We start from the raw sequence: 26310 nt of genomic DNA, 5'->3' as shown, positions 1-26310 counted from the left end.
CGAGGGGGCGGCCGCGCCGCCCCCTCGCACCGCACCCCGGCGCACCCGGGACCACCCGTCTCCCCCCTCGGACCCACCATCGAGGAGTCGCACCATGTCCAGCGCAACCGTCGAGGCCTGGCCCGAGAACCCGGTCGGCCCGGTCGGCCGCACCCGGCGGGGGTTCCGCACGTGGCGGCGCACCCGGCCGTTCTGGGGCGGGCTGCTCGCGATGATCGCCGGCGTGCCGATCCTGTACTTCCCCTACGCCCACCTCAGCCTGGGCGGTCTGACGGTGGCGATGGCCACCACCGCCGGCGCCGGCTCGATGATCATCGGCCTGCTCATGATCTCGCTCGGGCTGACCGCCTGGTTCCAGCCCCTGGTGCGGATCTTCTGCGGGGTGGCGACCACCATCCTGGCGCTGATCTCCGTCCCGGTCTCCAACCTCGGCGGCTTCGGCATGGGCCTGGTGCCCGGCCTGATCGCCGGCGGCCTGCTGGTGTCCTGGGCGCCGCTGCCGGAGCCGGCCGCCGAGCCGGTCGCCGACCCGGCCACCGAGTCCGCCGCCGGGTTCGCCGCCGCGCCGCAGCCGGCCCCCGCCGCGCAGCTGCCCGCCCAGGCCGCCGCCGAGCGGCCGCTGGAGCACGGGGCCGTCCCGCAGGCACCCGTCGGAGAGGAGCAGCGGTGACCGGACCCGAGAAGCCGACCGTCCCCGGCCCGCGGCACGCGGTGCCCCGGGAGGGGGTCCGCTCCCGGCTGCGCGGACGGGCGCTGGCGATCGCCGCCGTGCCGACCGCGCTGCTGGTCGGCGCCGCCTACGCGCCGACGCTGGCCGCCGCCGACCCGCAGCAGAGCGGCGCCTGCGCCCCGGACACGGTGCTGAAGGAGACGCCCGTCCCGAAGGGCGAGATCAAGGTGCTGCCGGACTCCTCGGTGAGCCGGGCCGCGGCCGCCGGGCAGGCCCCGGCGGGCAGCGCCGCCGCGGTGCCGGCGGTCTTCACCGGCCCGGCCGGCCCCGCGACGGCGCAGTCCGCCGTGTACACCGTGCCGAAGGCGGGCGCCGCCCCCGGCGGGGTCCAGCAGGCCGGGGTGATCGACGACTGGTGGAACAACCTGATCCACCCGGGCGCGAGCGCCTCCCCGTCCCCGACGCCCTCGCCGACCGCGCGGCCCACCACCGCCGCGCCGACCACCCCCGCGGCCACCCCGGCCCCGTCCGGCGCCCCCCGCGCCGCCGGGACGCCCGCCGCCCCGCCCGCGCCCTCCGCCCCGGCCGCGAGCGGCTCCACCGCCCCGAAGCCCACCGCCTCCGGCGGCGCCGCGCCCAAGGGCAGCGCCACGCCCAAGGGCAGCGCCACGCCCACGCCCTCGCCGTCGCCGTCCGCCTCGGCCTCGGCGGACCCGAACTGCCTGGTCAGCACCAAGGGCCTGGCCGCGAAGGCGGCCCCCTCCGGCCACGTGGTGCCGGACCAGAACTGGGTGCTGCACTCGACCCGGCTGGCGCTGCACGGCTCGGTGTTCAACGGCGTCTACGACGTCACCACGGAGAGCGGCACCAAGCGGGTGCTGAAGTTCACCACGGCCAGCGTCGACATTGAGAACCTCGACATGTCGACCATCCAGATCCCCGGCCTGACCTTCCACGTGAAGAGCCGCGAGGGGTCGACCTCGACCATGCGCAACGGGCCGATCACCATGTACGTGGAGAGCCTGTCGGGCAACCTGGCGGCGGTCTACGGCCTGCCGATCCCGATCGACCTGGGCCAGATCACGCTCACCCCGGACACCCTGCCGAAGTGGCTGTGGGACCTGCTGGGCGCGGTGCCGATCCCGCTGGACCTGACGCTGACCAACGCCAAGGCGGTGCAGGCGGGCCAGTTCGGCGGCGACCTGACCATCCCCGGCATGCGGCTGTTCAACGACAAGGAGCCGTACGACGGCTGACCGGCCGCCACGGAACGCCGCAGGGGCGGGACCCGGTCCTCGGGTCCCGCCCCTGCGGCGTTCGTGCGGGGTGCTCAGCTCTCCGAGCGGGCGCCCAGGTGGTGCACCTGGACCATGTTGGTGGTGCCCGGGATGCCGACCGGCACGCCGGCCGTGACGATCACGGTGTCGCCCTCGGCGAGGCGGTTCATCTTGAGCAGCTCGCGGTCGACCTGCTCGACCATCTCGTCGGTGGTGGCCACCTGCTCCGAGACGTACGCCTCGACGCCCCAGCTCAGCGAGAGCTGGTTGCGGGTGGCGACGTCCGGGGTGAAGGCGATCACCGGGATCGGCGAGCGGTAGCGGGAGAGCCGGCGCGCGGTGTCACCGGACTTGGTGAACGCGACCAGCGCCTTGCCGTCCAGGAAGTCGCCCAGCTCGCACGCGGCGCGGGCGACCGAGCCGCCCTGGGTGCGCGGCTTGCGGCCCGGGTTGAGCGGCTGGAGGCCCTGCGAGAGCAGCTCCTCCTCGGCCTTCTCGGCGATCCTGCTCATGGTCTTGACGGTCTCGACCGGGTACTTGCCGACGCTCGACTCGGCGGACAGCATGACCGCGTCCGCCCCGTCCAGGATGGCGTTGGCGACGTCGGAGACCTCGGCGCGGGTCGGGCGCGAGGCGTGGATCATCGACTCCATCATCTGGGTGGCGACGATGACCGGCTTGGCGTTGCGGCGGGCGAGGGTGACCAGCCGCTTCTGGACCAGCGGCACCTTCTCCAGCGGGTACTCGACGGCGAGGTCGCCGCGGGCCACCATGATCGCGTCGAAGGCGAGGACGATCTCCTCCATGGCCTCGACGGCCTGCGGCTTCTCGATCTTGGCGATGACGGGCACACGAATGCCGACCTCGTCCATGACCTTGTGCACGTCGTCGATGTCCCCGGCGTTGCGGACGAACGACAGCGCGACCATGTCGACGCCCAGCTGGAGGGCGAAGCGCAGGTCGTCCTTGTCCTTCTCGGACAGCGCGGGGACGTTGACCGCCGCGCCGGGCAGGTTGATGCCCTTGTTGTTGGAGAGCACGCCGCCCTCGACCACCACGGTCTTCACCCGCGGGCCGTCGACGCTGACGACCTCCAGGGCGATGACGCCGTCGTTGATCAGGATCGGGTCGCCGGGCTTCACGTCGCCGGGCAGGCCCTTGTAGGTGGTGCCGCAGATGTGCTGGTCACCGGGGACGTCCTCGGTGGTGATGGTGAACGTGTCGCCGTTGTCAACGGTCACCGGGCCGTTGGCGAAGGTCGCCAGACGGATCTTGGGGCCCTGCAGGTCGGCCAGCACGCCGATGGTGCGGCCGGTGTCCTCCGAGACCTGGCGGACGCGGCGGTACCGGTCCTCGTGCTCGGCGTGGGAGCCGTGGCTCATGTTGAGGCGGGCGACGTTCATGCCCGCTTCGACGATGGCCTTCAGCTGTTCGTAGGAGTCCGTCGCGGGACCCAGGGTGCAGACAATTTTCGCTCGGCGCATATCCGTCAGTCTATCCGTTCGTGTTATCGGTACATTCAGCCCGTACCGTCAGATATCGCCAACGAACATTCCGAGGGGTGGGATACTGACGGGTAGTCATCCCGCGCGGGGCCTACACCTCGTGGACCAGCGCGAACGCCTGCTGGGCGATCTCCAGCTCCTCGTCGGTCGGCACTACGGCGACGGTGACCCGCGAGTAGGACGGCGAGACCGTCCGCGCCTCCCGCGAGCGCACCGCGTTCAGCTCCGGGTCGACCGAAATGCCCAGCTCCTCCAGGTTGGCACAGACCGCGGCCCGCACCTCGACGGAGTTCTCCCCGACACCCGCGGTGAACGCCACCGCGTCCACCCGCCCCAGCACCGCGTAGTAGCCGCCCAGGTAGCGCCGGATCCGGTGCACGTACGAGTCGAACGCCAGCTTGGCGTCCTCCTCGCCCTCCTGGGCCCGGCGCACCACCTCGCGCATGTCGTTGTCCCCGCACAGGCCCAGCAGACCGCTGCGCCGGTTCAGCAGGTCGTCGATCCCGTCGATGCTCATCCCGCCCACCCGGTGCAGGTGGAACACCAGGCCCGGGTCCACGTCGCCGGAGCGGGTGCCCATCACCAGGCCCTCCAGCGGGGTCAGGCCCATCGAGGTCTCCACGCACACCCCGCCCGCCACCGCCGAGGCCGAAGCGCCGTTGCCCAGGTGCAGCACGATCACGTTCAGCTCCGCCGGGTCCCGGCCGAGCAGCCGGGCGGTGGCCCGGGAGACGTACCGGTGCGAGGTGCCGTGGAAGCCGTAGCGGCGCACCCGGTGCGCGTCGGCGGTGGCCCGGTCGATCGCGTAGCGGGCCGCGTGCTCGGGCAGCGTGGCGTGGAACGCGGTGTCGAACACCGCGACCTGCGGCAGGTCCGGGCGCAGCGCCCGGGCCACCTCGATGCCGGTGATGTTCGCCGGGTTGTGCAGCGGCGCGACCGGGATCAGCCGGCGGATCTCGGCCAGCACCGCGTCGGTGACCAGGGTCGGCCGGGTGAAGCGCAGCCCGCCGTGCACCACCCGGTGGCCGATCGCCGCCAGCTCCGGCGAGTCCAGGCCCATCAGGTCCGCGGCCAGCTCCCCGGCCACCGCCTCCAGCGCCACGTCGTGCCCGGCGAAGCGCCGCAGTGTCTCGCGCGGCTCCCCGGTCAGCGGCAGGTGCAGCAGCCGGCCGCCCTCCTCGCCGATCCGCTCCACCAGGCCGGAGGCCAGCTTCGAGCCGTCCAGCATGTCGATCAGCTGGTACTTCACCGAGGACGACCCGGCGTTCAGCACCAGGACACGGGTACCGGCGGTCACTGCGGGCCTCCTGCGACGGGGTTCTCGACGGCGGCGGGGGCTGCGGCCCCTGCGGAAGCGGGAGCGGGAGCGGGGGCGGCGGCCTCGGCGGCGGCCTCGGCCGCGGTCTGGGACTGGATCGCGGTGATCGCCACCGTGTTGACGATGTCCTCCACCAGCGCGCCCCGGGACAGGTCGTTCACCGGCTTGTTCAGGCCCTGGAGCACCGGGCCGACCGCGATCGCCCCGGCCGAGCGCTGCACCGCCTTGTAGGTGTTGTTGCCGGTGTTCAGGTCCGGGAAGATCAGCACGGTGGCCCGCCCGGCCACCGCCGAGCCCGGCAGCTTGGTCGCCGCGACGTGCGCGTCCACCGCCGCGTCGTACTGGATCGGGCCCTCCACCAGCAGGTCCGGGCGCTGCTCGCGGACCAGCTCGGTGGCCCTGCGGACCTTGTCCACGTCCGCGCCGGAGCCCGAGGTGCCGGTCGAGTACGACAGCATCGCCACCCGCGGCTCCACCCCGAACTGGGCGGCGGTCTCCGCCGACTGGATCGCGATGTCGGCCAGCTGCCGGGCGTCCGGGTCCGGGTTGACCGCGCAGTCGCCGTACACCAGCACCTTGTCGGCCAGGCACATGAAGAACACCGAGGAGACGATCGCCGCGCCCGGCGAGGTCTTGATCACCTCGAAGGCCGGCCGGATGGTCGCCGCGGTCGAGTGCACCGCGCCGGAGACCATGCCGTCCGCGATGCCCTCCTGCACCATCAGGGTGCCGAAGTACGAGACGTCGGCGACCACGTCCAGCGCCCGCTCCACCGTCATGCCCTTGTGCGCCCGGGCCTTCGCGTACAGCTCGGCGAACTGCTGGCGCAGCGGGCTGGCCGCCGGGTCGACGATCCGGGCCTGCGCGCCCGCGTCGCCGGCCTGCGGGAACTCGATGCCCAGCGCGGCCAGTCGGCGGTGCACCGCGTCCGGGTCGCCGAGCAGGGTCAGGTCGCAGATGTTGCGGCGCAGCAGCACCTCGGCGGCGCGCAGCACCCGGTCCTCGGTGCCCTCCGGCAGCACGATGTGCCGGCGGTCCGCGCGGGCCCGCTCCAGCAGCGCGTGCTCGAACATCATCGGGGTCACCCGCTCGGACCGGCTCAGCTCGATCCGGCTGGTCAACTCGACGGTGTCCACGTGCAGTTCGAACAGGCCGAGGGCGATCTCGGCCTTCCGCGGGCTGTTCGGCCCGATCCGGCCCTCCAGGTGGGTGAGCGCCGCCGCGGTCAGCCAGGAGCCCTCCGACACCTCCGCCACCGGGGTGCCCGGGGCCAGCCGGGAGGCCAGCGCCATCACGTTCGGGCCCGGGTGCTGGCCGAGCGTCAGCAGCACGCCCGCGATCGGCGGCGAGCCCGCCGCGTGCGCCGCCAGCGACCCGATCACCAGGTCCGCCCGGTCGCCCGGGGTCACCACCAGCGCGCCCTCGGTCAGCGCGTCCAGGAAGGTCGGCAGCATCGCCCCGCCGAACACGAAGTTCCGCACGTCCCGGGAGAGCCCCGCCGCGTCGCCCAGCAGCACCGTCGCGCCGGTCGCCTCCACCAGCTGCGCCACCGTCGGCGCGGCCAGCGCCGGCTCCTCCGGGATCACGTACACCGGCACCGGCAGCTTCTCGGTCAGCGTCCGCTGCACCTGCTGCTTGGCCCCCGGCCGGACCCGGTTGGCCACCATCGCCAGGATCGAGCACCCCAGGTCCCGGTAGGCCCGGTGCGCGTTGCGCACCTCCGCGACCACCGCCTGCGGGTCCTCGTGCCGGCCGCCGACCACCGGCAGCACGCCCGCCCCGAACTCGTTCGCCAGCCGGGCGTTGAACGCCAGCTCGTCCGGGATGTTGGTCTCCGAGAAGTCGGTGCCCAGCACCAGCACCGCCTGGCAGCGCCGCTCCAGCTGGTGGAACCGGTCCACCAGCGCCGAGACCAGCTCGTCCTGCCCGCGGGCCGCCTGCAGCGCCGCCGCCTCGTCGTAGGTCAGCCCGTACAGCTCGGCGACCGGCAGGTCCAGCCGGTACCTGCCGCGCAGCAGCTCCACCACGTGGTCACTGCCCGCCTCGCCGCCGTCGGGGGCGTGCACCAGCGGCCGGAACACCCCCACCCGGTCCACCTGGCGGGTGAGCAGTTCCATGACCCCGAGCTCCACGGCCTGCCGGCCGTCCCCCCGGTCGATCCCGGTCACGTACACGCTGCGCGCCACGGTGGAGCTCTCCGTCCGGTCGTCCCAGGCTGCGGTCGTACCGACCATACCGTCGTACCACACGGGGGACTTGCTGCGGCACCGCCGCTACCGCCGCACGGGTCGGGTGCCGCGCGGCGGTGGCGGAGCGGTTCAGCGGGCCGGGCGGAGCCAGACGGTGGCCAGCGGCGGCAGGACCAGCTCGGCCGAGCGCGGCTGGGCGTTCCACGGCTCGGACTCGGACTTCACCGGGCCGGAGTTGGCCACCCCGCTGCCGCCGTACTCCTCGGCGTCGGTGTTGAGCGCCTCCTCCCAGACCTGCTCGGCCCCCTCCAGCCGGGGCAGGCCGACCCGGAAGCCGTGCCGGACCACCGGGGAGAAGTTGCAGACCGCCACCAGCGGGCTGCCGTCGGCGGCGAACCGGACGAAGGACAGCACGTTGTCCTCGGCCGCGCCGCCGTCCAGCCAGGCGAACCCGGCCGGGACGGTGTCCTGCTCGTACAGCGCCGGGGTCTCCCGGTAGACGTGGTTGAGCGCGCCGACCAGGCGCTGCACGCCGCGGTGGTCGGCGTGCGCCGGCCAGCCCTCGTCCAGCACCCACCACTGCGGGCCGTGCTCGTGGTCCCACTCCGCGCCCTGGGCGAACTCCTGCCCCATGAACAGCAGTTGCTTGCCCGGGTGGGCCCACATGAAGCCCAGGTAGGCCCGGTGGTTGGCGCGCTGCTGCCACCAGTCGCCGGGCATCTTGGCGACCAGCGCCTGCTTGCCGTGCACCACCTCGTCGTGCGAGATCGGCAGGATGTAGTTCTCCGAGTAGGCGTACACCATCGAGAAGGTCATCTCGTTGTGGTGGTACTTGCGGTGCACCGGCTCCTTGGCGATGTACACCAGCGAGTCGTGCATCCAGCCCATGTTCCACTTCAGGCCGAAGCCCAGCCCGCCGCTGTCGGTCGGCCGGGTCACCCCCTCCCAGGCGGTGGACTCCTCGGCGACCGTCAGCACGCCCGGGCAGCGCCGGTAGACGGTGGCGTTCATCTCCTGCAGGAAGGAGGCCGCGTCCAGGTTCTCCCGGCCGCCGTACTGGTTGGGCGTCCAGGCGCCGCCCTCCCGGGAGTAGTCCAGGTAGAGCATCGAGGCCACCGCGTCCACCCGCAGGCCGTCGACGTGGAACTCCTCGCACCAGTACACCGCGTTGGCGACCAGGAAGTTGCGCACCTCGGTGCGGCCGTAGTCGAACTCCAGCGTCCCCCAGTCCGGGTGCTCGGCGCGCAGCGGGTCGGCCGGCTCGTACAGCGGCTCGCCGTCGAACCGGGCCAGCGCGAAGCCGTCCTTGGGGAAGTGCGCGGGCACCCAGTCGACCAGCACGCCGATGCCGTGCCGGTGCAGGGTGTCGACCAGGTGCCGGAAGTCGTCCGGGGTGCCGAGCCGGGCGGTCGGGGCGTAGAAGCCGGAGACCTGGTAGCCCCAGGAGCCGCCGAACGGGTGCTCCATCACCGGCATGAACTCGACGTGGGTGAAGCCGAGTTCGTTCAGGTAGCCGGGCAGCACCTCGGCGATCTCCCGGTAGGACGTCAGCTCCGGCCGCCAGGACGCCAGGTGCAGCTCGTAGACGGACATCGGGGCGCGGTGGTGCACGGTGCGGGCGCGCCGCGCCATCCAGTCGGCGTCCTGCCACTCGTGCCGGGAGACGGTCACCACCGAGGCGGTCTCCGGCGGGCACTGGGTGGCCCGGGCCAGCGGGTCGGCCTTCTCCAGCCGGTGCCCCTGCCGGGTGAGGATCTGGTACTTGTAGCGCTCGCCCTCGCCGACCCCCGGCAGGAACACCTCCCACACGCCCGAGGAGCCCAGCGAGCGCATCGGGTGCGCGGTGCCGTCCCAGTGGTTGAACGAGCCGATCACCCGCACCCCGACCGCGTTCGGCGCCCAGACCGCGAACGCCGTGCCGGCCACCCCGTCGACCGTGCGCAGGTGCGAGCCCAGCGCCTGCCACAGCTGCTCGTGCCGGCCCTCCCGGATCAGGTGCAGGTCCAGCTCGCCCAGCGTCGGGGCGAACCGGTAGCCGTCCTCCTGGGCCAGCGGCTCGCCGCCCGGGTACGTCACCCGCAGGGTGTAGCGCGGGAAGCTCTGCCCGGTCAGCAGGCCCGTGAACAGGCCGCCCTGCTGGTGGGTCAGCTCCGCCGGACCCAGCTCGGTCTCCACCACCACCCGCTCCGCGAACGGCCGCAGCACCCGGATCGCGGTGCCCGTCGGCAGCTCGTGCGCGCCCAGCAGCGCGTGCGGGTCGTGGTGCGCGCCGGAGACCAGCCGCTCCACCTCGGCCGGCGGCAGCGGGGCCTCCGGCAGCCGCAGCGCGCCCCCGGCGGCCGGCGGCCGGGCCGCGGCCGGGGCGGAGTCCGCCGCACCCGCCCGCCCGGCCGGCTTCGCCGCGCTGGACTTCGCCGGGGCCGCGGCCGGGGTCTTCGCGGCGGGGGTCTTCGCGGCGGGCTTCGCAGCGGGCCGCCCGGCGGTGGCCTTGCTGCGCGGACCGCTGCGGAACGTGGCCGGGACGGCCGGGGGGCGGTCGGCGGACGGGTCGAGCGGACCGAGCGGGGTCACGGCGGAATCCTCCAGGATCGGGGTGCCTTGCGCGGGGGGACGCGGGGAGCTGTCGGGGAGGGGCGGGTGGCACGGGTGGCGCGGGTCGTACGGGTGGTGCCGGTCGCACGGGTGGCGCGCGGGCGCGCGGCGGCCCGGCCGCCGGGCGGGCGGCCGGGCCCGGGTCAGACGGAGTCCGCCAGGCGGTTGATCGCGGCCAGCGGGATGGGCAGCCAGCTCGGCCGGTGCCGGGCCTCGTACACCACCTCGTAGACCGCCTTGTCGATCTCCAGCGCCCGCATCAGCTCCGGGGTGCCGGCCGGGTCGGCGCCGCCGCCCGCGGTGTAGCCCGCGCAGTACGCGGCCCGGTTGCGGGCGGCCCAGGCCGAGGCGAGCAGGGCCAGCTCCGGGTCCTGGCCGGGGGCGCCGGCCAGCAGGTGGGCGGCCGCGTAGTCGAAGGAGCGGAGCATCGCGGCGACGTCCCGCAGCGCGGGCTGCGGGAGGCGGCGCTCGGCCAGCGGCTTGGCCGGCTCGCCCTCGAAGTCCAGCAGCACCCAGCCCTGCGGGGTGCGCATCGCCTGGCCCAGGTGCAGGTCGCCGTGGATCCGCTGGACCAGCAGGCCGTCCAGGTGGGCCTCGGTGAGCTGCTGGAACGCGGCGCGCAGCGCGGGGCGGTAGCGCATCAGGCCGGGCACGGCGGTGACCGCGGAGTCCAGCCGGGCAGCCATCGCGTCGGCCAGCTCGGCGATCTTCGTCCGGTCCAGCCGGGCGGTCGGCATGCTGCGGGCCAGCACCCGGTGCACCTCGGCGGTGGCCCGGCCCAGCCGGTGCGCCTCGATCGCGAAGTTGCCCGGCGAGGGGTCGCCCTTGAGCCGGGCGACCTGGTCGAGGGCCAGCTCCCAGCCGTCCTCGGCGTCCTCCAGGTAGCGCTGCAGCAGGCCCAGGGTGGCGGGCTCGGAGCGCTCCAGCCGGCACTCGAACCAGGCGGCGACCCGCGGGATGCGGGTCGAGCCGGCCCGGGACAGCGCCAGCGAGAGTTCCAGGTCGGGGTTGGTGCCCGGACTGATCCGGCGGAACAGCTTGAGGATGAACGCGGTGTCGTAGATCACCGAGGAGTTGGACTGCTCGGCGGTGGACGCCCGCCCCGGCAGGTTGCCCGGCAGGCCCGGGCCGGGGGTGCGGCGGAACGACAGCGAGCCGAACCGGTCGCCGGTCGCCAGGTGCTCCAGCAGCCGGCCGGTCAGCTCCGGGTCGTGCACCGCGTCGTAGAGCGTCGCCCCGTCGTAGGTGCCGCCCGTCAGCCGGCCCAGCACCGCCATCGGGCCGACCGAGGCGGGCTGCTCCGAGCGGATGCCCAGCAGCAGCTGGTAGACGTCCTCCGGGCCGGCGGAGGCGCCGCCGTACTCGACCCGCAGCAGCAGGTGCAGCAGGGCCGGGTCGCCGACCTGGAGCGGGGTGCCGACCACCGGGGTGAGCGCGGCGATCGGCCGGCCCTTGCCGGCGTACCAGCGCTGGGTGGGCAGCCACTCGGCGATCAGCGGCATGGTTGCCTGGACCAGTTCGCCGACTCCGGCGGCGGTTCTCCGGACCCCCGGTGTGCGCGTTCCCACCGGCCCCATGGCGGCGTCGGAGGGCTCACGGTGCACGTGGGCTTGAGAACGGGAGGGTTCGGACATGACTCCCTTTCCCCGGAAGCGGGCGGCTGCCCGACGAATCGTGGCCGGGCCCAGCAGTCTTCCGGATTTCGGCGGCGCGGCGGCGACGGCACGCGAGCAGCGGCTCGGTGTCACGCCTTCGTGTGGGTGGCCGTTGGGCTGTTCTCCGTACGCGGTGGTGCGAAGACCCCCGGGGGCGCGCGAGGATTCCCGCGCGCCCGCGGAGGGTGACGTCCCGTTCGGGGCCTGAGGGATCGTTACTTCGTGGACGTGCTGCGGCGTTCCGGCCGCTACCGGGACCCGGACGGCTTCGTCCGGTCCTGGCGCAGCTGGAACCAGTAGAACCCGTGGCCGGCCAGCGTCAGCAGGTACGGCCACTCGCCGATGGTGGGGAAGCGCACGCCGCCGATCAGCTCGACCGGGTACCGCCCCCCGTACTGCCGCAGGTCCAGTTCGGTCGGCTGCGCGAACCGCGAGAAGTTGTTCACGCACATGACCAGGTCGCCCTCGTACTCGCGCACGAAGGCCAGCACCGCGGGATTGCTGGAGGGCAGCTCGGTGTAGCTGCCGAGGCCGAACGCGGGGTTGAGCTTGCGGATCTCGATCATGCGACGCGTCCAGTGCAGCAGCGAACTCGAACTGCTCTGCTGCGCCTCGACGTTGGTCACCTGAAAGCCGTACACCGGGTCCATGATGGGCGGCAGACTGAGCCTGCCCGGGTCCGCCGAGGAGAAACCCGCGTTCCGGTCCGGCGTCCACTGCATCGGGGTGCGGACGCCGTCCCGGTCGCCCAGCCAGATGTTGTCGCCCATGCCGATCTCGTCGCCGTAGTACAGCACCGGCGAGCCGGGCAGCGAGAGCAGCAGCGCGGTGAACAGCTCGACCTGGTTGCGGTCGTTCTCCAGCAGCGGGGAGAGCCGGCGGCGGATGCCCACGTTGGCCCGCATCCGCGGGTCCTTCGCGTACTCCGCGTACATGTAGTCGCGCTCCTCGTCGGTGACCATCTCCAGGGTCAGCTCGTCGTGGTTGCGCAGGAAGATGCCCCACTGGCAGCCCGAGGGGATCTCCGGGGTCTTCGCCAGGATCTCGGAGACCGGGTAGCGGGACTCCCGGCGGACCGCCATGAAGATCCGCGGCATCACCGGGAAGTGGAACGCCATGTGGCACTCGTCGCCGCCGGAGCCGAAGTCGCCGAAGTAGTCGACCACGTCCTCCGGCCACTGGTTGGCCTCCGCCAGCAGCACGGTGTCCGGGTAGTTGGCGTCGATCTCCTTGCGGACCCGCTTGAGGAAGTCGTGGGTCTCCGGCAGGTTCTCGCAGTTGGTGCCCTCCCGGGCGTAGAGGTACGGCACCGCGTCCAGCCGGAAGCCGTCGATGCCGAGGTCGAGCCAGAACTTCAGCGCCGCCATCACCTCCTCCTGCACCCGCGGGTTGTCGTAGTTCAGGTCCGGCTGGTGGCTGAAGAAGCGGTGCCAGTAGTACTGCTTGCGGATCGGGTCGAAGGTCCAGTTCGAGGACTCGGTGTCGACGAAGATGATCCGCGCGTCCGGGTACTGCTTGTCGTCGTCGGCCCACATGTAGAAGTCGCCGTACGGGCCGTCCGGGTCGCTGCGGGACGCCTGGAACCACGCGTGCTGGTCGCTGGTGTGGTTGACCACGAAGTCGATGATCACCCGCATGCCGCGCAGGTGCGCCGCGTCCACGAACTCCACGAAGTCGGCCAGGTTGCCGAACTCGGGGAGCACCGACTGGTAGTCCGAGACGTCGTAACCGCCGTCCCGCAGGGGGGAGTTCATGAACGGGGGCAGCCAGAGGCAGTCCACCCCCAGCCACTGGAGGTAGTCGAGCCGCGAGGTGAGTCCCTTGAGGTCGCCGACGCCGTCGCCGTTGCTGTCCTGGAACGAACGCACCAGCACTTCGTAGAAGACCGCGCGTTTGAACCACTCGGGGTCGCGGTCCCGGGCGGGGGTGTCGGCGAAGGTGTCGGGGACGGGCTCGTTGACTGTCACTGCGGGTTCCTCCGAACCGTGAGGAGGTGGGCCGGCCCGGAAGAGGGGTCGAGCCGGACGTAGTTGTGACGGCCCCAGGCGTAGGTGGCGCCGGTCAGCTCGTCGTGCACCGTCAGCGGCCCCGGCGCGTCGAGCGTCACCGTGGCCTCCTGGACGTGGTGCGGGTCCAGGTTGACCACGCAGATCACCCGGTCCTCCAGCCCGTCCTCGGTGACGGCGGTCTTGGAGAACGCGATGATCCGCTCGTTGTCCACGGGGTGGAAGCGCAGGTCCCGCAGCTGCTGGAGCGCGGGGTGGCGGCGGCGCAGCCGGTTCAGGGCGGTCAGCAGCGGCGCCAGCGAGTCCTGCCGGGACCAGTCGCGCGGGCGCAGCTCGTACTTCTCCGAGTGCAGGTACTCCTCCGAGCCGGGCGCCGCCGCCTCGTTCTCGAACAGCTCGAAGCCCGCGTACACCCCGAAGGACGGGGAGAGCGCCGCCGCCAGCACCGCGCGCACCGCGAACGCGGCCGGGCCGCCGTGCTGGAGGTACTCGGGCAGGATGTCCGGGGTGTTGGCGAAGAAGTTCGGCCGCATGTACGCGGCGGCCTCGCCGGTCAGCTCGGTCAGGTACTCGGTCAGCTCGGCCTTGGTGTTGCGCCAGGTGAAGTACGTGTAGGACTGGTGGAAGCCGATCTTGCCCAGGGTGTGCATCATCGCCGGGCGGGTGAACGCCTCGGCCAGGAACAGCACGTCCGGGTCGGTGCGGGCGATGTCCGCGAGCACCTTCTCCCAGAAGTTCACCGGCTTGGTGTGCGGGTTGTCGACCCGGAAGATCCGCACCCCGCGGGCCATCCAGAACCGCAGGACCCGCACCGTCTCGCGGACGATCCCGTCGAAGTCCTGGTCGAAGTTGACCGGATAGATGTCCTGGTACTTCTTCGGCGGGTTCTCCGCGTACGCGATGGTGCCGTCCGCGCGGTGGCTGAACCACTCCGGGTGCTTGTGCACCCACGGGTGGTCCGGCGAGCACTGCAGCGCGAAGTCCAGCGCCACCTCCAGGCCCAGCGCGCCCGCCTCCGCCACGAAGTGGTCGAAGTCCTCCAGGGTGCCCAGGTCCGGGTGGACCGCGTCGTGCCCGCCCTCCGGCGAGCCGATCGCCCACGGCGAGCCGACGTCCCGCGGACCGGCCGTCAGCGCGTTGTCCGGGCCCTTGCGGTGGGCCCGGCCGATCGGGTGGACCGGCGGCAGGTACACCACGTCGAAGCCCATCGCGGCCACCGCGGGCAGCCGCTCGGCGGCCGTCCGGAAGGTGCCCGACACCGGCGGCTCGACGCCCGAGGGGTCGACCACCGCGCCCTCCGAGCGCGGGAAGAACTCGTACCAGGAGCCGAACAGCGCCCGCTTGCGGTCCACCTGGAGCGGCTGCGAGCGAGTGGCCGAAACCAGCTCCCGCAGCGGGTACCGGTCCAGCAGCGCCGTCACCTCCGGGCCGAGCGCCGCCGCGTAGCGGCTCAGCGGCGGCAGGCCGGTGTCGCGCAGCGCGTCCACCGCCGCCAGCACCTGGGCCCGGCCGTCCTTCTTCGGCACCCCGGCGGCGGCCCGCTCCAGCAGCTGCGCGCCCTCCTCCAGCACCAGCGCGGTGTCGATCCCGGCCGGGAGCTTCACCGCCGCGTGCTTCTTCCAGGTCGCCACCGGGTCGGACCACGCCTCCACCAGGTACGACCAGCGGCCCGGCACGGTCGGCGTGACGTACGCGCCCCAGCGGTCGCTGCCCTCGGACAGCTCGCGCATCGGCGTCCACGGGCCCGAGCGGCCGCGCGGGTCGCGCAGCACCACGTTGGCGCCGACCGCGTCGTGGCCCTCGCGGAACACCGTGGCGGAGACCAGGAAGCGCTCCCCCTCCACGGCCTTGGCCGGACGCCGGCCGGCGTCGACGAGCGGGGTCACGTCAAGCACGGGGATGCGGCCGATCACGGTGTCGCTCTCTGTCGTCTTGCGGGCGGGACGGGCGGCGGCGCGCTTGGCGGCCGGCCGTGCGGCGGTCTCGGTGGAGGTCCCGGTGGAGGTGCCGGCGGCCTCGCCGGCGGACCCGGCGGCGGTCTTGGCCGCGGACTTCCGGGCGGGTCTCGCCGGCGGCTCGGCGGCCGGCTCGGCCGCCGTTCCGGCTGCGTCGGTGGTGGCGCCGGTGGTGGTGGACCTGACGGTGGTGGTCCGTTTCGCCGCGGCCTTGCGGGGGGTGCCCGCGGCCCGCTTCACGCCCGGTTCGGCGGCCTTCCGGCGGGCCGCGCCGATGCGCGGGGCCGGTACCGGGGGCTCCCCGGCCGACGGGGTGTCGGGTGTGTGGTCCGTCGGCACCGTGGACTGGTCCCGCGTGTCGCCGTGCATGCCAATGCTCCTGCCCGAGATCGGCGGCAGCTCCCGGGGCAGCGGCGCCGAGGGAGTACCGGGAGGACTGCTTGGGTGAGGAAGGACGTGCGGTCGCAGCCTGCCCGTGCGGACGGACCCGGCAACCCCGCCCACCGGTCGCGGTCACGCGGCGGCGCGCAGGAACCGGACACGCGCGTCCCGGCGCGCGCCGTTCGATGCACGCCCCCCACGTGACCCAACCCACCGGAAAACGACCGGGCAGGGAACAAGGACACGCGGAGACGCCGCGACTGGGGCCGAACGGGCGAAGGAAAGTGAGGGTTCGTCGAACAGGGCATGCAGCAGCCGAGGCAGCAGGGGGCGACCACCCGATCGCGCACCAGCGGCACTCACGACCTTGTTGCATCCTCGCACCACGGGCAAGGGCTGCGCGTGGGTCGGCGCGCTCTTTAAGCCGCTATGTCGCACTGCGGAAGACTCCCGCAACACCTCCGTTCCCAGAAGTTCACACCTGACGGCGCTTCTTTTCCCAGCGTGCGCCCCCCGCGCGCCGGGTTTTGCCACCACGCGCCCGGAACGATCTCAACACTGCTCCGAACGGGTGCGGCGTCCGCCAGTTGACGCCCCCTCAGGCGCCCGAGCGGGACTACGCTCCTTGCCGTGAAGGCAATCCGCAGGTTCACCGTCCGCACCGTCCTGCCCGAACAACTGCAGCCACTGCACGAGCTCGCGCTGAACCTCCGCTGGTCCTGGCACCCCGAGACGAGGGAGCTGTTCCGCTCCGTCGACCCGGACGTCTGGGCCGCCGTCGGCGAGGACCCGGTCCGACTGCTCGGCGAAGTGCCCGCGGCCAGGCTCGCCGCGCTGGCCGGCGACCGGCGCTTCCTGCGCCGCCTCGGCGACCTGTCCGACGAACTGCGCGACTACCTCACCGGCCCGCGTTGGTACCAGAGCGCGACCGACCCCGTCGACCCCGAGGGCGGCCTGCCCGCCGCCGTCGCCTACTTCTCGCCCGAGTACGGCATCGCCGCCGCCCTCCCGCAGTACTCCGGCGGGCTCGGCATCCTGGCCGGCGACCACCTCAAGGCCGCCTCCGACCTCGGCGTCCCGATCATCGGCGTCGGCCTGTTCTACCGGCACGGCTACTTCCGGCAGTCCCTCGACCGGGACGGCTGGCAGCAGGAGCGCTACCCCCTGCTCGACCCCGACGCGCTCGCCGTCGCCCTGCTCCGCGAACCCGACGGCACCCCCTGCCGGATCGACCTCGCCCTCCCCGGCGGCCGCACCCTGGCCGCCCAGGTCTGGCGGGCCCAGGTCGGCCGCGTCCCGCTGCTGCTGCTCGACTCCGACGTCGAGGCCAACAGCCCCGCCGAACGCGACGTCACCGACCGGCTCTACGGCGGCGGCAGCGAGCACCGGCTGCTGCAGGAAATACTGCTGGGCATCGGCGGCGTCCGCGCCGTCCGCACCTACTGCCGGCTCACCGGCCACCCCGAGCCCGAGGTCTTCCACACCAACGAGGGCCACGCCGGCTTCCTCGGCCTGGAGCGGATCGGCGAACTCGTCACCGCCCACCCCGGACTCGGCTTCGCCGACGCCCTGGAGGCCGTCCGGGCCGGAACGGTGTTCACCACCCACACGCCCGTCCCGGCCGGCATCGACCGCTTCGACCGCGACCTGGTCGCCCGGCACTTCGGCGGCGACGCCGCCCTGCCCGGCGTCCCCGTCGACCAGGTGCTCGCCCTCGGCGCGGAGAGCTGGAGCGACGGCGACCCCAAGCTGTTCAACATGGCCGCGATGGGCCTGCGGCTGGCCCAGCGCGCCAACGGCGTCTCCACCCTGCACGGCGCCGTCAGCCGGGAGATGTTCCGCGGCCTGTGGCCCGGCTTCGACACGCCCGAGGTCCCGATCACCTCGATCACCAACGGCGTGCACGCCCCCACCTGGATCGACCCCGCCGTCGTCCGGCTCGGCGCCACCGAGCTCGGCCAGGAGCGCGCCGAGCACGCGATGGCCGTCGGCACCGCCGAGCAGTGGACCGGCCTGGAGCGGATCGGCAACGCCGAGGTCTGGGCGCTGCGCCGCTCGCTGCGCGCCCAGCTGGTCGACGAGGCCCGCCGCCGGCTGCGCGCCTCCTGGAAGCAGCGCGGCGCCGGCGAGGCCGAACTGGGCTGGACCGGCGCCGTCCTCGACCCCGACGTGCTGACCATCGGCTTCGCCCGCCGGGTCCCCTCGTACAAGCGCCTGACCCTGATGCTGCGCGACCCGGCCCGGCTGCGCGCCCTGCTGCTCGACCCCGAGCGGCCGGTGCAGATCGTCATCGCCGGCAAGGCGCACCCCGCCGACGACGGCGGCAAGCGGCTCATCCAGAAGCTGGTCGCCTTCGCCGACGACCCCGCGGTGCGGCACCGGATCGTCTTCCTGCCCGACTACGACATGGCGATGGCCAAGACGCTCTACCCCGGCTGCGACGTCTGGCTGAACAACCCGCTGCGCCCGCTGGAGGCCTGCGGCACCTCCGGGATGAAGGCCGCGCTGAACGGCTGCCTCAACCTGTCCATCCTCGACGGGTGGTGGGACGAGTGGTACGACGGCCAGAACGGCTGGGCCATCCCCACCGCCGACGGCGGCACCGGGGAGGGCGTGGTCGACCCGGAGAGCAGGGAGGCCGAGCGCCGCGACGACATCGAGGCCGCCGCGCTCTACGACCTGATCGAGCACCAGGTCGCCGCCCGGTTCTACGACCGCGGCGCGGACGGGCTCCCGCACCGGTGGATCTCCATGGTCCGGCACACCCTGGTCACCCTCGGCCCGAAGGTGCTGGCCGGCCGGATGGTGCGCGAGTACGTCGAGCGGCTGTACGCCCCGGCCGCCGCGGCGAAGCGGCGGCTCGCGGGCGAGGACGGCGACTACGCCGCCGCGAAGGCCCTGGCGGGCTGGAAGGCCGGCGTCCGGGAGGCGTGGCCGGCCGTCCGGGTCGAGCACGTCGAGGCGGACGGGGCGGGCGAGGCGCAGGAGCTCGGCGCGACGCTGGCCCTGCGGGTCCAGGTCAACCTCGGGCGGCTGCGGCCCGAGGACGTCGAGGTGCAGGTGGTCTCCGGGCGGGTCGACGAGAGCGACCGGATCTCCGAGGCCACCACGCTCGCGCTCAAGCCCGCGGGCGGCGGCACCGACCTGGACGGCCGGATCCGCTACGAGGGCCACCTCGAACTCGCCCGCACCGGCCCGTTCGGCTACACCGTCCGGGTGCTGCCCACCCACCCCCGCCTCGCCTCGGTCGCCGAGCTCGGGCTGCTGGCGGTGCCGGTGGAGACCGGCGGGATGGACGCGGGGGTGCTGCGCTAGGACGTCCCCCGCGGGCGTTCCCGGGGATCGGACCCGGGGCCCGGGGCCCGGGGAGCGGTCGGCCGCCGCGTCGTGCGGGGTCAGCCGCTCCCCGGGCCCCGGCCCCCGTCCGGGCCCTGCCAGGTGTGCCAGAGGGCGGCGTAGCGGCCCCGGGCGGCGAGCAGGTCCTCGTGCGGGCCCAGGTCGGTGAGGCGGCCGTGGGTGAGGACGGCCACCCGGTCGGCGTCGTGCGCGGTGTGCAGCCGGTGGGCGATGGCGATGACGGTGCGGCCGGTCAGGGTGGCGGCCAGCGCCCGCTCGGTGTGGCGGGCGGTGGCGGGGTCGAGCAGGGCGGTGGCCTCGTCGAGGACCAGGGTGTGCGGGTCGGCGAGGATGACCCGGGCCAGCGCGACCTGCTGGGCCCGGGCGCCGTCGAGGCGGGTCGCGGCCGGGCCGAGCTCGGTGTCCAGGCCCGCCGGGAGGTCGTGCTGCCAGCCGACCGCGTCCAGCGCGGCGGTCAGGGCGGCGTCGTCGGCCCCCGGGGCGGCGATCCGCAGGTTGTCGCGGAGGGTGCCGAGGAAGACGTGGTGCTCCTGGGTGACCAGGACGACCTGGCGGCGCAGCCGGTCGGGGGAGAGGTCGGCCAGCGGGACGCCGCCGACCGTGACGCTCCCGGCCCGGGGGCGGTCGACGCCCGCGAGGAGGCGGCCGAGGGTGGACTTGCCGGAGCCGGAGGGCCCGACCACGGCCAGCCGCTCGCCCGGGGTCAGCTCCAGGTCGAGGCCGTGCAGGACGTCGGGCCCGTCCGGGTAGGCGTGGTGGACGCCGCGGACCTCGATCCGGTCGTCGGCCGGTTCGACGCCCCCGGCGCGGGCCTGGGCGGGGACGGTGGCGGGGGCGGCGGCCAGGCCCTCGACCCGGGCGTACGCGGCGGTGCTGCTCTGCAGGGACTCCAGCAGGATGACGACGTTGTCCAGCGGGTCGACCAGGCGCTGCAGGTACAGCGCGGTGGAGACGGCCGCGCCGAGGGTGACGGTGTGGTGGGCGACCAGGACGGCGCCGAGCGGGAGGACCAGGACGGTCGGGACGGTGTAGGAGAGGTTGATGGCGGCGAAGAAGCGCAGCCGCAGGTCCAGGGTGCGCATCCGGGTCCGGTGCGCGGCGGCGACGGCCGCGCGCCCGGCGGCCAGCCGCTGCTCCCGCAGGCCGAGGGCGTCGACGGTGCGGGCGCCGTTCGCGGTGGCGGAGAGGGTCTCGGCGAGGCCGGCGTTCGCGGCCCGGTCGGCGAGGTAGGCGGGGCGGGAGCGGCGCAGGTACCAGCGCGCGCCGAGGGCGATGCCCAGGATGCCGATCAGTCCGCAACCGCCCAGCAGCGGGCTGACGGTGAGGATCGCGCCGAGGATGAACAGGATCTGCGCGCCGGCCACGAACAGCTCGGGCGCGGCGTCCCGGAGCGTCTCGCCGACGGCGGTGGAGTCGGCGGTGCCGCGGGCGGTGAGGTCGCCGGTGCCGGCCCGTTCGGCGGTGGCGGCGGGCAGCGCGAGGACCCGGTCGAGCAGCTGTTCGCGGACCTTGGCGGCGGAGCGCTCGCCGAACCGGTGCGCCTGGTAGCGGGCCTGGCGGCCGGTCAGGATCTGGACGACGGCGCAGCCGAGCAGCAGCAGGCCGAGCCGGTCGACGTCCGCGGTGGTGGCGCCGGCGGCGACCAGGTCGATGATCCGGCCGAGCAGCCAGGGCCCGGCCAGGCCGAGCAGGGCGGCCGCCGCGTTGAGGGCCAGCACGGCGGCGAAGGCCCGGCCGTCGGCCCGGACCAGGGCGACGGCGGCCCGTCGGACCTGGCGGGGGGTGGCGATCGGCAGGGTGCTCAACTGCCCTCCTGAACCAGGGTGGTGGGGCTTCCGGCGTGGGGCCCGGCTTCGTCGGGTTCGGTGCCGTCGGGTTCGGTGCCGTCGGGTTCGGTGCCGTCGGGTTTGGTGCCGTCGGGTTCGGTGCCGTTGGGCCCGGCTTCGTCGGGTTCGGTGTCGCGGGTGACCAGGGCGCGGTAGCCGGGTCGGGTGCGCAGCAGCTCGCGGTGGGTGCCGGTGGCGGCGACCTTGCCGTCGACCAGGTAGTGGACGGTGTCGGCCCGGTCGAGCAGCAGCGGGGAGGTGCTGGTGAGCAGGGTGGTGCGGCCGGTCCGGGCGGCGTACAGGCCGGCGGCCATCGCGGCCTCGGTGTGGGCGTCGACCGCGGAGGTGGGCTCGACGGCCAGCAGGACCTCCGGGTCGGCGGTCAACGCCCGTGCCAGGCGCAGCCGTTGGCGCTGACCGCCGGAGAGGTCGCGGCCGTCGGGGGCGATCGGGGCGGCCAGGCCGCCGGGCAGGGCGTCGTGCACGTCGCGGGCGGCGGCGGCGTCGATCGCGGCCAGCAGGACCGCGTCGTCGGCCCCGGTGCGGCCGCGGACGGTCTCGCGCAGGGTGCCCGCGAACAGGGCGGCCTCGTTCTCGGCGAGGATGATCCCGTCCCGGACGGCGGACAGCGGCAGGTCGGCGAGCGGGGTGCCGCCCCACTCGGCACCGGTGGCGGTGTCCAGCCGGGCGAGGCGTTCGGCGACGGCGGCGGTGTCGGCGGGGCGGGCGGAGGCGAGCACGGTGAGCTCGCCGGGGGCGGCCCGGACGCCGGACTCGGGGTCGGTCAGCGCGGCGGGCCCGGCGGGGGCCGCCGCGGTGCCGTGGTCGGGCGCGGGGGCGAGCCGGAGGAAGGCGACCACCCGGCGGGCGGAGACCAGGGCGCGGCCGATGTCCTGGCTGCTCTCCAGCAGGAAGTAGACCGGGGCGACCAGCACGGCCGCGTACCCGAAGACCGCGGCGAGCTGACCGGGCGTCAACCGGCCCTCGACGGCGAGGCGGGCACCGAGCCAGGTGACGGCGGCCAGCAGCAGGACGGGCAGGCCGGAGCCGAGGGCCTGGATCCAGCTGGTGACGGCGCCGACCCGGTAGCCCTCGGCGCGCAGCCGCCCGGAGTCCGCCCGGTAGCGGGCCGCGAACACCTCCTTGCCGCCGAGGCCGTTCAGCACCCGCAGCCCGCCGGCCAGGTCCTCGAAACGGGCGGTGAGCCGTCCCTGCCGGTCGCGGTACTCGCCCTCCACCCGCTGCTGGCGGGCGAGCAGCGGGCGCAGGGCCAGGCCGAGCAGCGGCAGGCCGAGCAGCACCACCAGGGCCAGCAGCGGGGAGAGGGTGAGCAGGATCGCGGCGACCGTCAGGTAGCAGACCACCGCGCCGACGCCGGGCCCGACGAAGGTCAGCGCCAGGGACATCCGGACCACGTCGGAGATCCCGATGGTGACCACCTCGCCCGCGGACACCTGCCGGGGCAGCGCCGCGCCCAGCCGGGTGCTGTGCCGCAGCACCACGCCGACGGTGCGGAAGGTGGCGTCGGCGCGGACCAGCGTCATGGTGCGGTGCCGGTACCAGGCGAGCGCGGCGCTGAGCAGGCCGAAGCCGAGCATCGCGCCGGCCCAGCCGAGGACGGTGCCGGTCCGGCCGGTGCGCAGCCCGTCGTCCACGGCCCGGGAGAGCAGGTAGGGCTGGACGGTGAGCCCGAGCATCCAGGCGGTGCCGAAGAAGGTGCCCGCCAGCGAACGGCCGAGCTGGCTGACGGCCAGCCAGCACAGGAAGCGCAACGGACCGCGGGTGTCTGGCTCGCCGGGCTCCCCGGCCGTCGGATCGTTCACGGAGCGAGGCTAACGGCCGCGCCGGGCCGGGGTCGATCGGATTCGCCCCCGGCCGGACACCGCGGGCCCCGGCCGCCGCCGGGGCCCGCGGTGCCGTCAGTTGACGACGAAGGTGTAGGTCCCGGTGGACAGTTGGATGCCGTCCGTGGTGGTCGCGTAGACCTGCAGGTCGAACCAGCCGCTGGCGGTCGGGGTGTAGCTGATGTCGGCCTCGCCCTGCGGACCGGCCGGCACGGTGACCTGATCGGTGCCCCAGCCCAGGGAGTAGGTGTAGCTCGCGATCCGGCCGCCGTCGATCTTCGGGGCGAGGTGGAAGGTGCCGGGGGTGCCGACCGCCCCCGCGGCCTCGTACTCGGGGAAGTCGGTGGAGGTGATCGTCGGGGTGGTGTCGAGGTAGCCGCCCCAGGTCGCCGCCGAGCTGATCCAGCCGTTGGCGCTGGTGGAGGTGATCTGCAGCCGGTCGCCCACCGGGGAGTTCAGCAGCAGGGTGGTCTCGGCGGTCCCGTCCGGGCCGGCCGGGACGACGGTGGTCCGGTACGTCGAGGTGTTGTACACGGTGTAGCTGACCACCGGGCCGGCGGCCCACACGTCCGGGTCCGGGGTGAACCGGAAGCCGACGGGCTCGCCGAACACCGGCGCGGGGGAGAGCTCGGTGACCGTCGGCGAGGTCGTCCTGATGTACGTCGAGTAGGTGGTGGTCTGCGAGGGGTTGCCGGCCCGGTCGAGGGAGCGGACCATCAGCCGCACCGGGCCGCTGCTCCACCCGGCGGGCGGGACCAGCCGCACGGTGACGCCGCCGCCGAGGTTTTCGGTGCGGACGCCGTACTGCGGGTCCTCGTACGGGCCGTGGTACTCCGGGATGCCGTGCTCGCCGATGTCCGCGCCGGACACCGGGAAGGTGCCGGTCCAGCTGAACTGGTACCCGGCGACGTCGGCGACGCCGTTCGGGTCGAGCCGGAACTCCAGCGGCGTGCCGCCCGGGTTCCACTGCCCCTCCGGGTAGTTGGGCGAGCTGACGGCGGGCGCGGCGGCGGGTGCCGTGTTGTCCGTGGTGACGTAGCAGGAGGCCGACCAGTCGGAGGCCGCGCCGGTCGCGGGGTCGACCGTGCGGGCCTGCCAGGCGTAGTCGGTGGCGTCGGCGAGCTGGAGGAGCCCGGCGCTCGCCTCCAGGCCGGGGACCGCGTAGGGGTGGTCCACGGTGGCGGCCTGCGCGGGGTCCGTGACCGGCCAGTAGCGGAACTGCGCGGTCAGGCGGGTGGTGGACGGGTCGGTGGAGCCGGTGATGGCCTCGACCGTGAGTCCCTGCGAGCCGTTCGCGAAGAGCGGCGCGCCCGGGTCGGTGGAGCAGGCGCGCAGGCTGTTGTACAGGTCGGTCGGGACGGTCGGCGCACCGGTGGCGGCCCCGGAGGTGCCGGGGGTCAGCAGGGCCAGGGAGACGGCGGCGGCCGCGGCCAGGGTGATACGGGCGGGTCTGTCCGAGGTGCGTGTCATCAGGGTTCCCCTCCACGGAGCCCTCCGGTACCGCTCTGGCAGCGGGGGCGCGGGAAGCGTACTGCACACGATCGACATCCCGGGCGGCATTTTCCCCGCCGCCGGAAGGCCCTTGCGCGGACGGCCGCCCCTCCGTTAGCGTCACTGTGACGCTAAGGCGGAGGGGCGGCGGCTCGCCGGGTGGGGGCGCTTCGGGTTACGCGGCGAAGACCTGGAGTTCGGCGACCTGGCCGGCCGGCCAGCCGGTGTTGGCGGTGAACACCAGGCGTACCTGACGGGCGCTCACCCCGGAGGGGAGGGTGAGGGTCGCGCTGTTGCCGCTCGCCGGGTCGAACACGTACCCGGCGGGCGCCAGCAGGCGCGAGAAGGTCACTCCGTCGGTGCTGCCCTGCACCTCCACGGTCTGGGTGCGGGTGGCCCAGGCGGCGGCCGGGGGCACCGAGAGGACGATCCGGCGGACCGGGAGGGTCGAGCCCAGGTCGGTCTGCAGCCACTGCGGGAAGGAGTTGTTGGGGCTCTCCCAGTAGCTGTTCGGGTCGCCGTCCACCGTGTTGCCCGAGCCGTAGTTCTGGGTGTGGCCGCTCTCCGCGGTCGGCCGGTGCAGCGCCAGGTTGCCGGTGGGGACGGTGGCGGGGGAGGTGGTCGCCGAGACCTGGCCGGAGGCGGGGGAGGTGTTGCCCGCCGCGTCCAGCGCCAGCACGTCGAAGGTGTACGCGGTGGCGGCGGACAGGCCGGTGACGGTGAACGAGGTCGCGGCGGTGGTGGCCCGGACCGCGCCGCCGACCCGGACCCGGTAGCCGGTGACGCCCACGTTGTCGGTCGAGGCGTTCCAGGCCAGCGAGACCGTGGTGTCGCTCTGCCCGGTCACCCGCAGCCCGCCCGGCGCGGTCGGCGCCGAGGTGTCCGGCTGGGACGGGAACGGCTGGGTCGGCCGGGCCGCCGTCACGGCCAGCTGCCCCTTGAGCATCCGGCCGCCGTCGCCGGTCAGCCGCAGGTAGTAGTCCGAGGAGCAGGCCGTACCGTCCTCGTCCAGCGCCAGGAACCCCGCCCCGGCCGGCACCCACGCCTGCGACTCGGCGGTCTTGGCGATCTGGTTGCCCTCGTTGTACTCGTCGAACATCGAGATGTACGCGGACGCCACCCCCGCCCGGGCCATGTTGTAGAACTGCCGCCACATGAAGTCGCCGTGCGCCCGCTGCCGGTCGCCCACCCCGCCCGGCAGCACGCACGGCTGGTAGTCGATGCCGTGCGCGTTGCACTCCGCGAGGTCCGGGACGGTCGCCACGTTGTAGAAGTTGTCGGCGTCCGCGGCGCTGCCGATCCGGCCGACCAGCCACGGCGAGAGCATGTCGAAGGAGTGGTAGACCTCCGAGAAGCCCGCCCGGGAGTCCCGGTCGCCGGTGCGCCACCAGGTCGGCACCCCGCCGATCACGTAACAGCCCTGCGCCTTGAACCAGTTGAGCACGTCCAGGCACTGCGCCGGGGTGAACGGGCGCTGGTTGTCGTTGAACCCGAAGCCCCAGATGCACACCACCGGCTTCCCGTTCTGCCGGGCGTACGCGGGCGAGGCGGTGTGGGCGCGCATCTTGTTCGTCCAGTCGGCCTTGATGTCCGACTGCATGGTCGTCCAGTCCGAGACGTCGTACATGACGTAGAACTTCACGCCCTGCGACTCCGCGGCGCTGCGCACCTTCCCCGCCATCGCGTCCCGGGTCGGGCCCTCGCCGCCGGTCGGGTTGAAGCGCTGCAGGGCGGCGGTGTCGATGCCGTACTGCTTCATCCAGCGGAAGTGCACGTCGACCGTGGACTGATCGTAGGAGGAGAACAGCGAGGCCGGCTGGCCGTTGTTCAGGTTCGGGAAGGCCGTGGCGTACGTCTTCGGGTACTCGCGGACGTCCGGCCAGGCGACGATCGAGCTGTTCGAGGGCGAGGGGGAGGTGCCCCAGTTCCGGGCCCAGTGCCACCAGCCGTTGATCGGGGCGCCGTCGCCCGGGCAGGCGAACCAGCCCTGGTAGCCGACCGTCACCTTCCCGACCACGTCGCCCGCCGGACTGGCCGCCCGCGCGGCGCCCTCGCCCAGGCCCACCGCCCCGAGCATGCCCGCCGCCGCCGCAGCCTGCAGGAACGTCCGTCGCGATACCACCATGCCGTTGCCTCCGCCCGGTTGACCGACACCTTGTCAGGTCCTCGACCTGCCGTCGGGATAGTAGTGAGGGCGACATCTGACGGCAATAGACGTGACACATGATGTAAATAATCGACAGT

14 protein-coding genes are annotated in these 26310 nt (G+C 73.9%); 3 read left to right on the top strand and 11 right to left on the bottom strand.

Features of this window, described 5'->3' with window-relative positions:
• Window positions 1–94: 94 nt before the first annotated feature.
• Together ACIP60_RS08960 and ACIP60_RS08955 are read left to right on the top strand one after the other, a co-directional pair.
• Window positions 95–670, top strand: a complete 576-nt coding sequence (locus ACIP60_RS08960) for a DUF6114 domain-containing protein (protein WP_400681729.1) — start codon at window positions 95–97, stop codon at window positions 668–670.
• Complete coding sequence (locus tag ACIP60_RS08955) at window positions 667–1926, top strand: hypothetical protein (protein WP_400681727.1); 1260 nt, start codon at window positions 667–669, stop codon at window positions 1924–1926. The genes ACIP60_RS08960 and ACIP60_RS08955 overlap by 4 nt, the downstream gene beginning before the upstream one ends.
• A 74-nt stretch (window positions 1927–2000) precedes the next feature.
• Here the strand turns inward: ACIP60_RS08955 and pyk are convergent, their stop codons facing one another.
• The 7 genes from pyk to ACIP60_RS08920 all read right to left on the bottom strand — a co-directional run bounded on the left by pyk (window position 2001) and on the right by ACIP60_RS08920 (window position 15125).
• Window positions 2001–3431: a pyruvate kinase gene (gene pyk / locus ACIP60_RS08950; protein ID WP_100836303.1), complete on the bottom strand. Its 1431-nt coding sequence runs from the start codon at window positions 3429–3431 to the stop codon at window positions 2001–2003.
• Between the two features lie 112 nt (window positions 3432–3543).
• Window positions 3544–4749: an acetate kinase gene (locus ACIP60_RS08945; protein ID WP_400681724.1), complete on the bottom strand. Its 1206-nt coding sequence runs from the start codon at window positions 4747–4749 to the stop codon at window positions 3544–3546.
• On the bottom strand, window positions 4746–6956 hold the full coding sequence (pta, locus tag ACIP60_RS08940) for a phosphate acetyltransferase (protein WP_400682633.1): 2211 nt from the start codon (window positions 6954–6956) through the stop codon (window positions 4746–4748). The genes ACIP60_RS08945 and pta overlap by 4 nt, the downstream gene beginning before the upstream one ends.
• Window positions 6957–7088: 132 nt before the next feature.
• A complete protein-coding gene (gene glgB / locus ACIP60_RS08935; RefSeq protein WP_400681722.1) occupies window positions 7089–9530 on the bottom strand; it encodes a 1,4-alpha-glucan branching protein GlgB in 2442 nt (813 codons plus the stop codon).
• Window positions 9531–9694: 164 nt separating this feature from the next.
• Window positions 9695–11128: a maltokinase gene (locus tag ACIP60_RS08930; RefSeq protein ID WP_400682631.1), complete on the bottom strand. Its 1434-nt coding sequence runs from the start codon at window positions 11126–11128 to the stop codon at window positions 9695–9697.
• A gap of 326 nt (window positions 11129–11454) precedes the next feature.
• A complete protein-coding gene (treS, locus tag ACIP60_RS08925) occupies window positions 11455–13173 on the bottom strand; it encodes a maltose alpha-D-glucosyltransferase (protein WP_400681721.1) in 1719 nt (572 codons plus the stop codon).
• Window positions 13170–15125 (bottom strand): alpha-1,4-glucan--maltose-1-phosphate maltosyltransferase, encoded by a 1956-nt coding sequence (locus tag ACIP60_RS08920; protein ID WP_400682629.1) that lies wholly within the window; start codon window positions 15123–15125, stop codon window positions 13170–13172. Before ACIP60_RS08920 ends, treS begins: the two co-directional genes overlap by 4 nt.
• Before the next feature lie 1053 nt (window positions 15126–16178).
• Between ACIP60_RS08920 and glgP the strand changes: the two genes are divergently transcribed.
• Window positions 16179–18863: an alpha-glucan family phosphorylase gene (gene glgP, locus ACIP60_RS08915; RefSeq protein ID WP_400681719.1), complete on the top strand. Its 2685-nt coding sequence runs from the start codon at window positions 16179–16181 to the stop codon at window positions 18861–18863.
• Between the two features lie 80 nt (window positions 18864–18943).
• On the opposite strand, the gene ACIP60_RS08910 is transcribed toward glgP, so the two are convergent.
• From ACIP60_RS08910 to ACIP60_RS08895, 4 genes are all read right to left on the bottom strand, one after another.
• Window positions 18944–20710, bottom strand: a complete 1767-nt coding sequence (locus ACIP60_RS08910) for an ABC transporter ATP-binding protein (RefSeq protein ID WP_400681717.1) — start codon at window positions 20708–20710, stop codon at window positions 18944–18946.
• On the bottom strand, window positions 20707–22554 hold the full coding sequence (locus ACIP60_RS08905; RefSeq protein ID WP_400681715.1) for an ABC transporter transmembrane domain-containing protein: 1848 nt from the start codon (window positions 22552–22554) through the stop codon (window positions 20707–20709). Before ACIP60_RS08905 ends, ACIP60_RS08910 begins: the two co-directional genes overlap by 4 nt.
• Before the next feature lie 96 nt (window positions 22555–22650).
• Window positions 22651–24045 (bottom strand): hypothetical protein, encoded by a 1395-nt coding sequence (locus ACIP60_RS08900; protein ID WP_400681714.1) that lies wholly within the window; start codon window positions 24043–24045, stop codon window positions 22651–22653.
• A gap of 196 nt (window positions 24046–24241) precedes the next feature.
• The gene (locus ACIP60_RS08895) at window positions 24242–26191 is read right to left on the bottom strand and encodes a discoidin domain-containing protein (protein ID WP_400681712.1); all 1950 of its coding nucleotides are present in this window, start codon (window positions 26189–26191) and stop codon (window positions 24242–24244) included.
• Window positions 26192–26310: the final 119 nt, after the last annotated feature.

Origin of the sequence: Kitasatospora sp. NPDC088783, assembly GCF_044750705.1 — a bacterium.
GTDB lineage: Bacteria > Actinomycetota > Actinomycetes > Streptomycetales > Streptomycetaceae > Kitasatospora > Kitasatospora fiedleri.
Note: the sequence above shows the minus strand (reverse complement) of the source record. Positions and strands in the feature narration are given on the sequence as shown.

Coding starts and splice junctions, on each gene's coding strand:
- ACIP60_RS08960 (WP_400681729.1), top strand. CDS start 95: ATGTCCAGCGCAACCGTCGAGGCCTGGCCCGAGAACCCGGTCGGCCCG.
- pyk (WP_100836303.1), bottom strand. CDS start 3,431: ATGCGCCGAGCGAAAATTGTCTGCACCCTGGGTCCCGCGACGGACTCC.
- ACIP60_RS08930 (WP_400682631.1), bottom strand. CDS start 11,128: ATGGGGCCGGTGGGAACGCGCACACCGGGGGTCCGGAGAACCGCCGCC.
- ACIP60_RS08900 (WP_400681714.1), bottom strand. CDS start 24,045: ATGACACGCACCTCGGACAGACCCGCCCGTATCACCCTGGCCGCGGCC.
- ACIP60_RS08895 (WP_400681712.1), bottom strand. CDS start 26,191: ATGGTGGTATCGCGACGGACGTTCCTGCAGGCTGCGGCGGCGGCGGGC.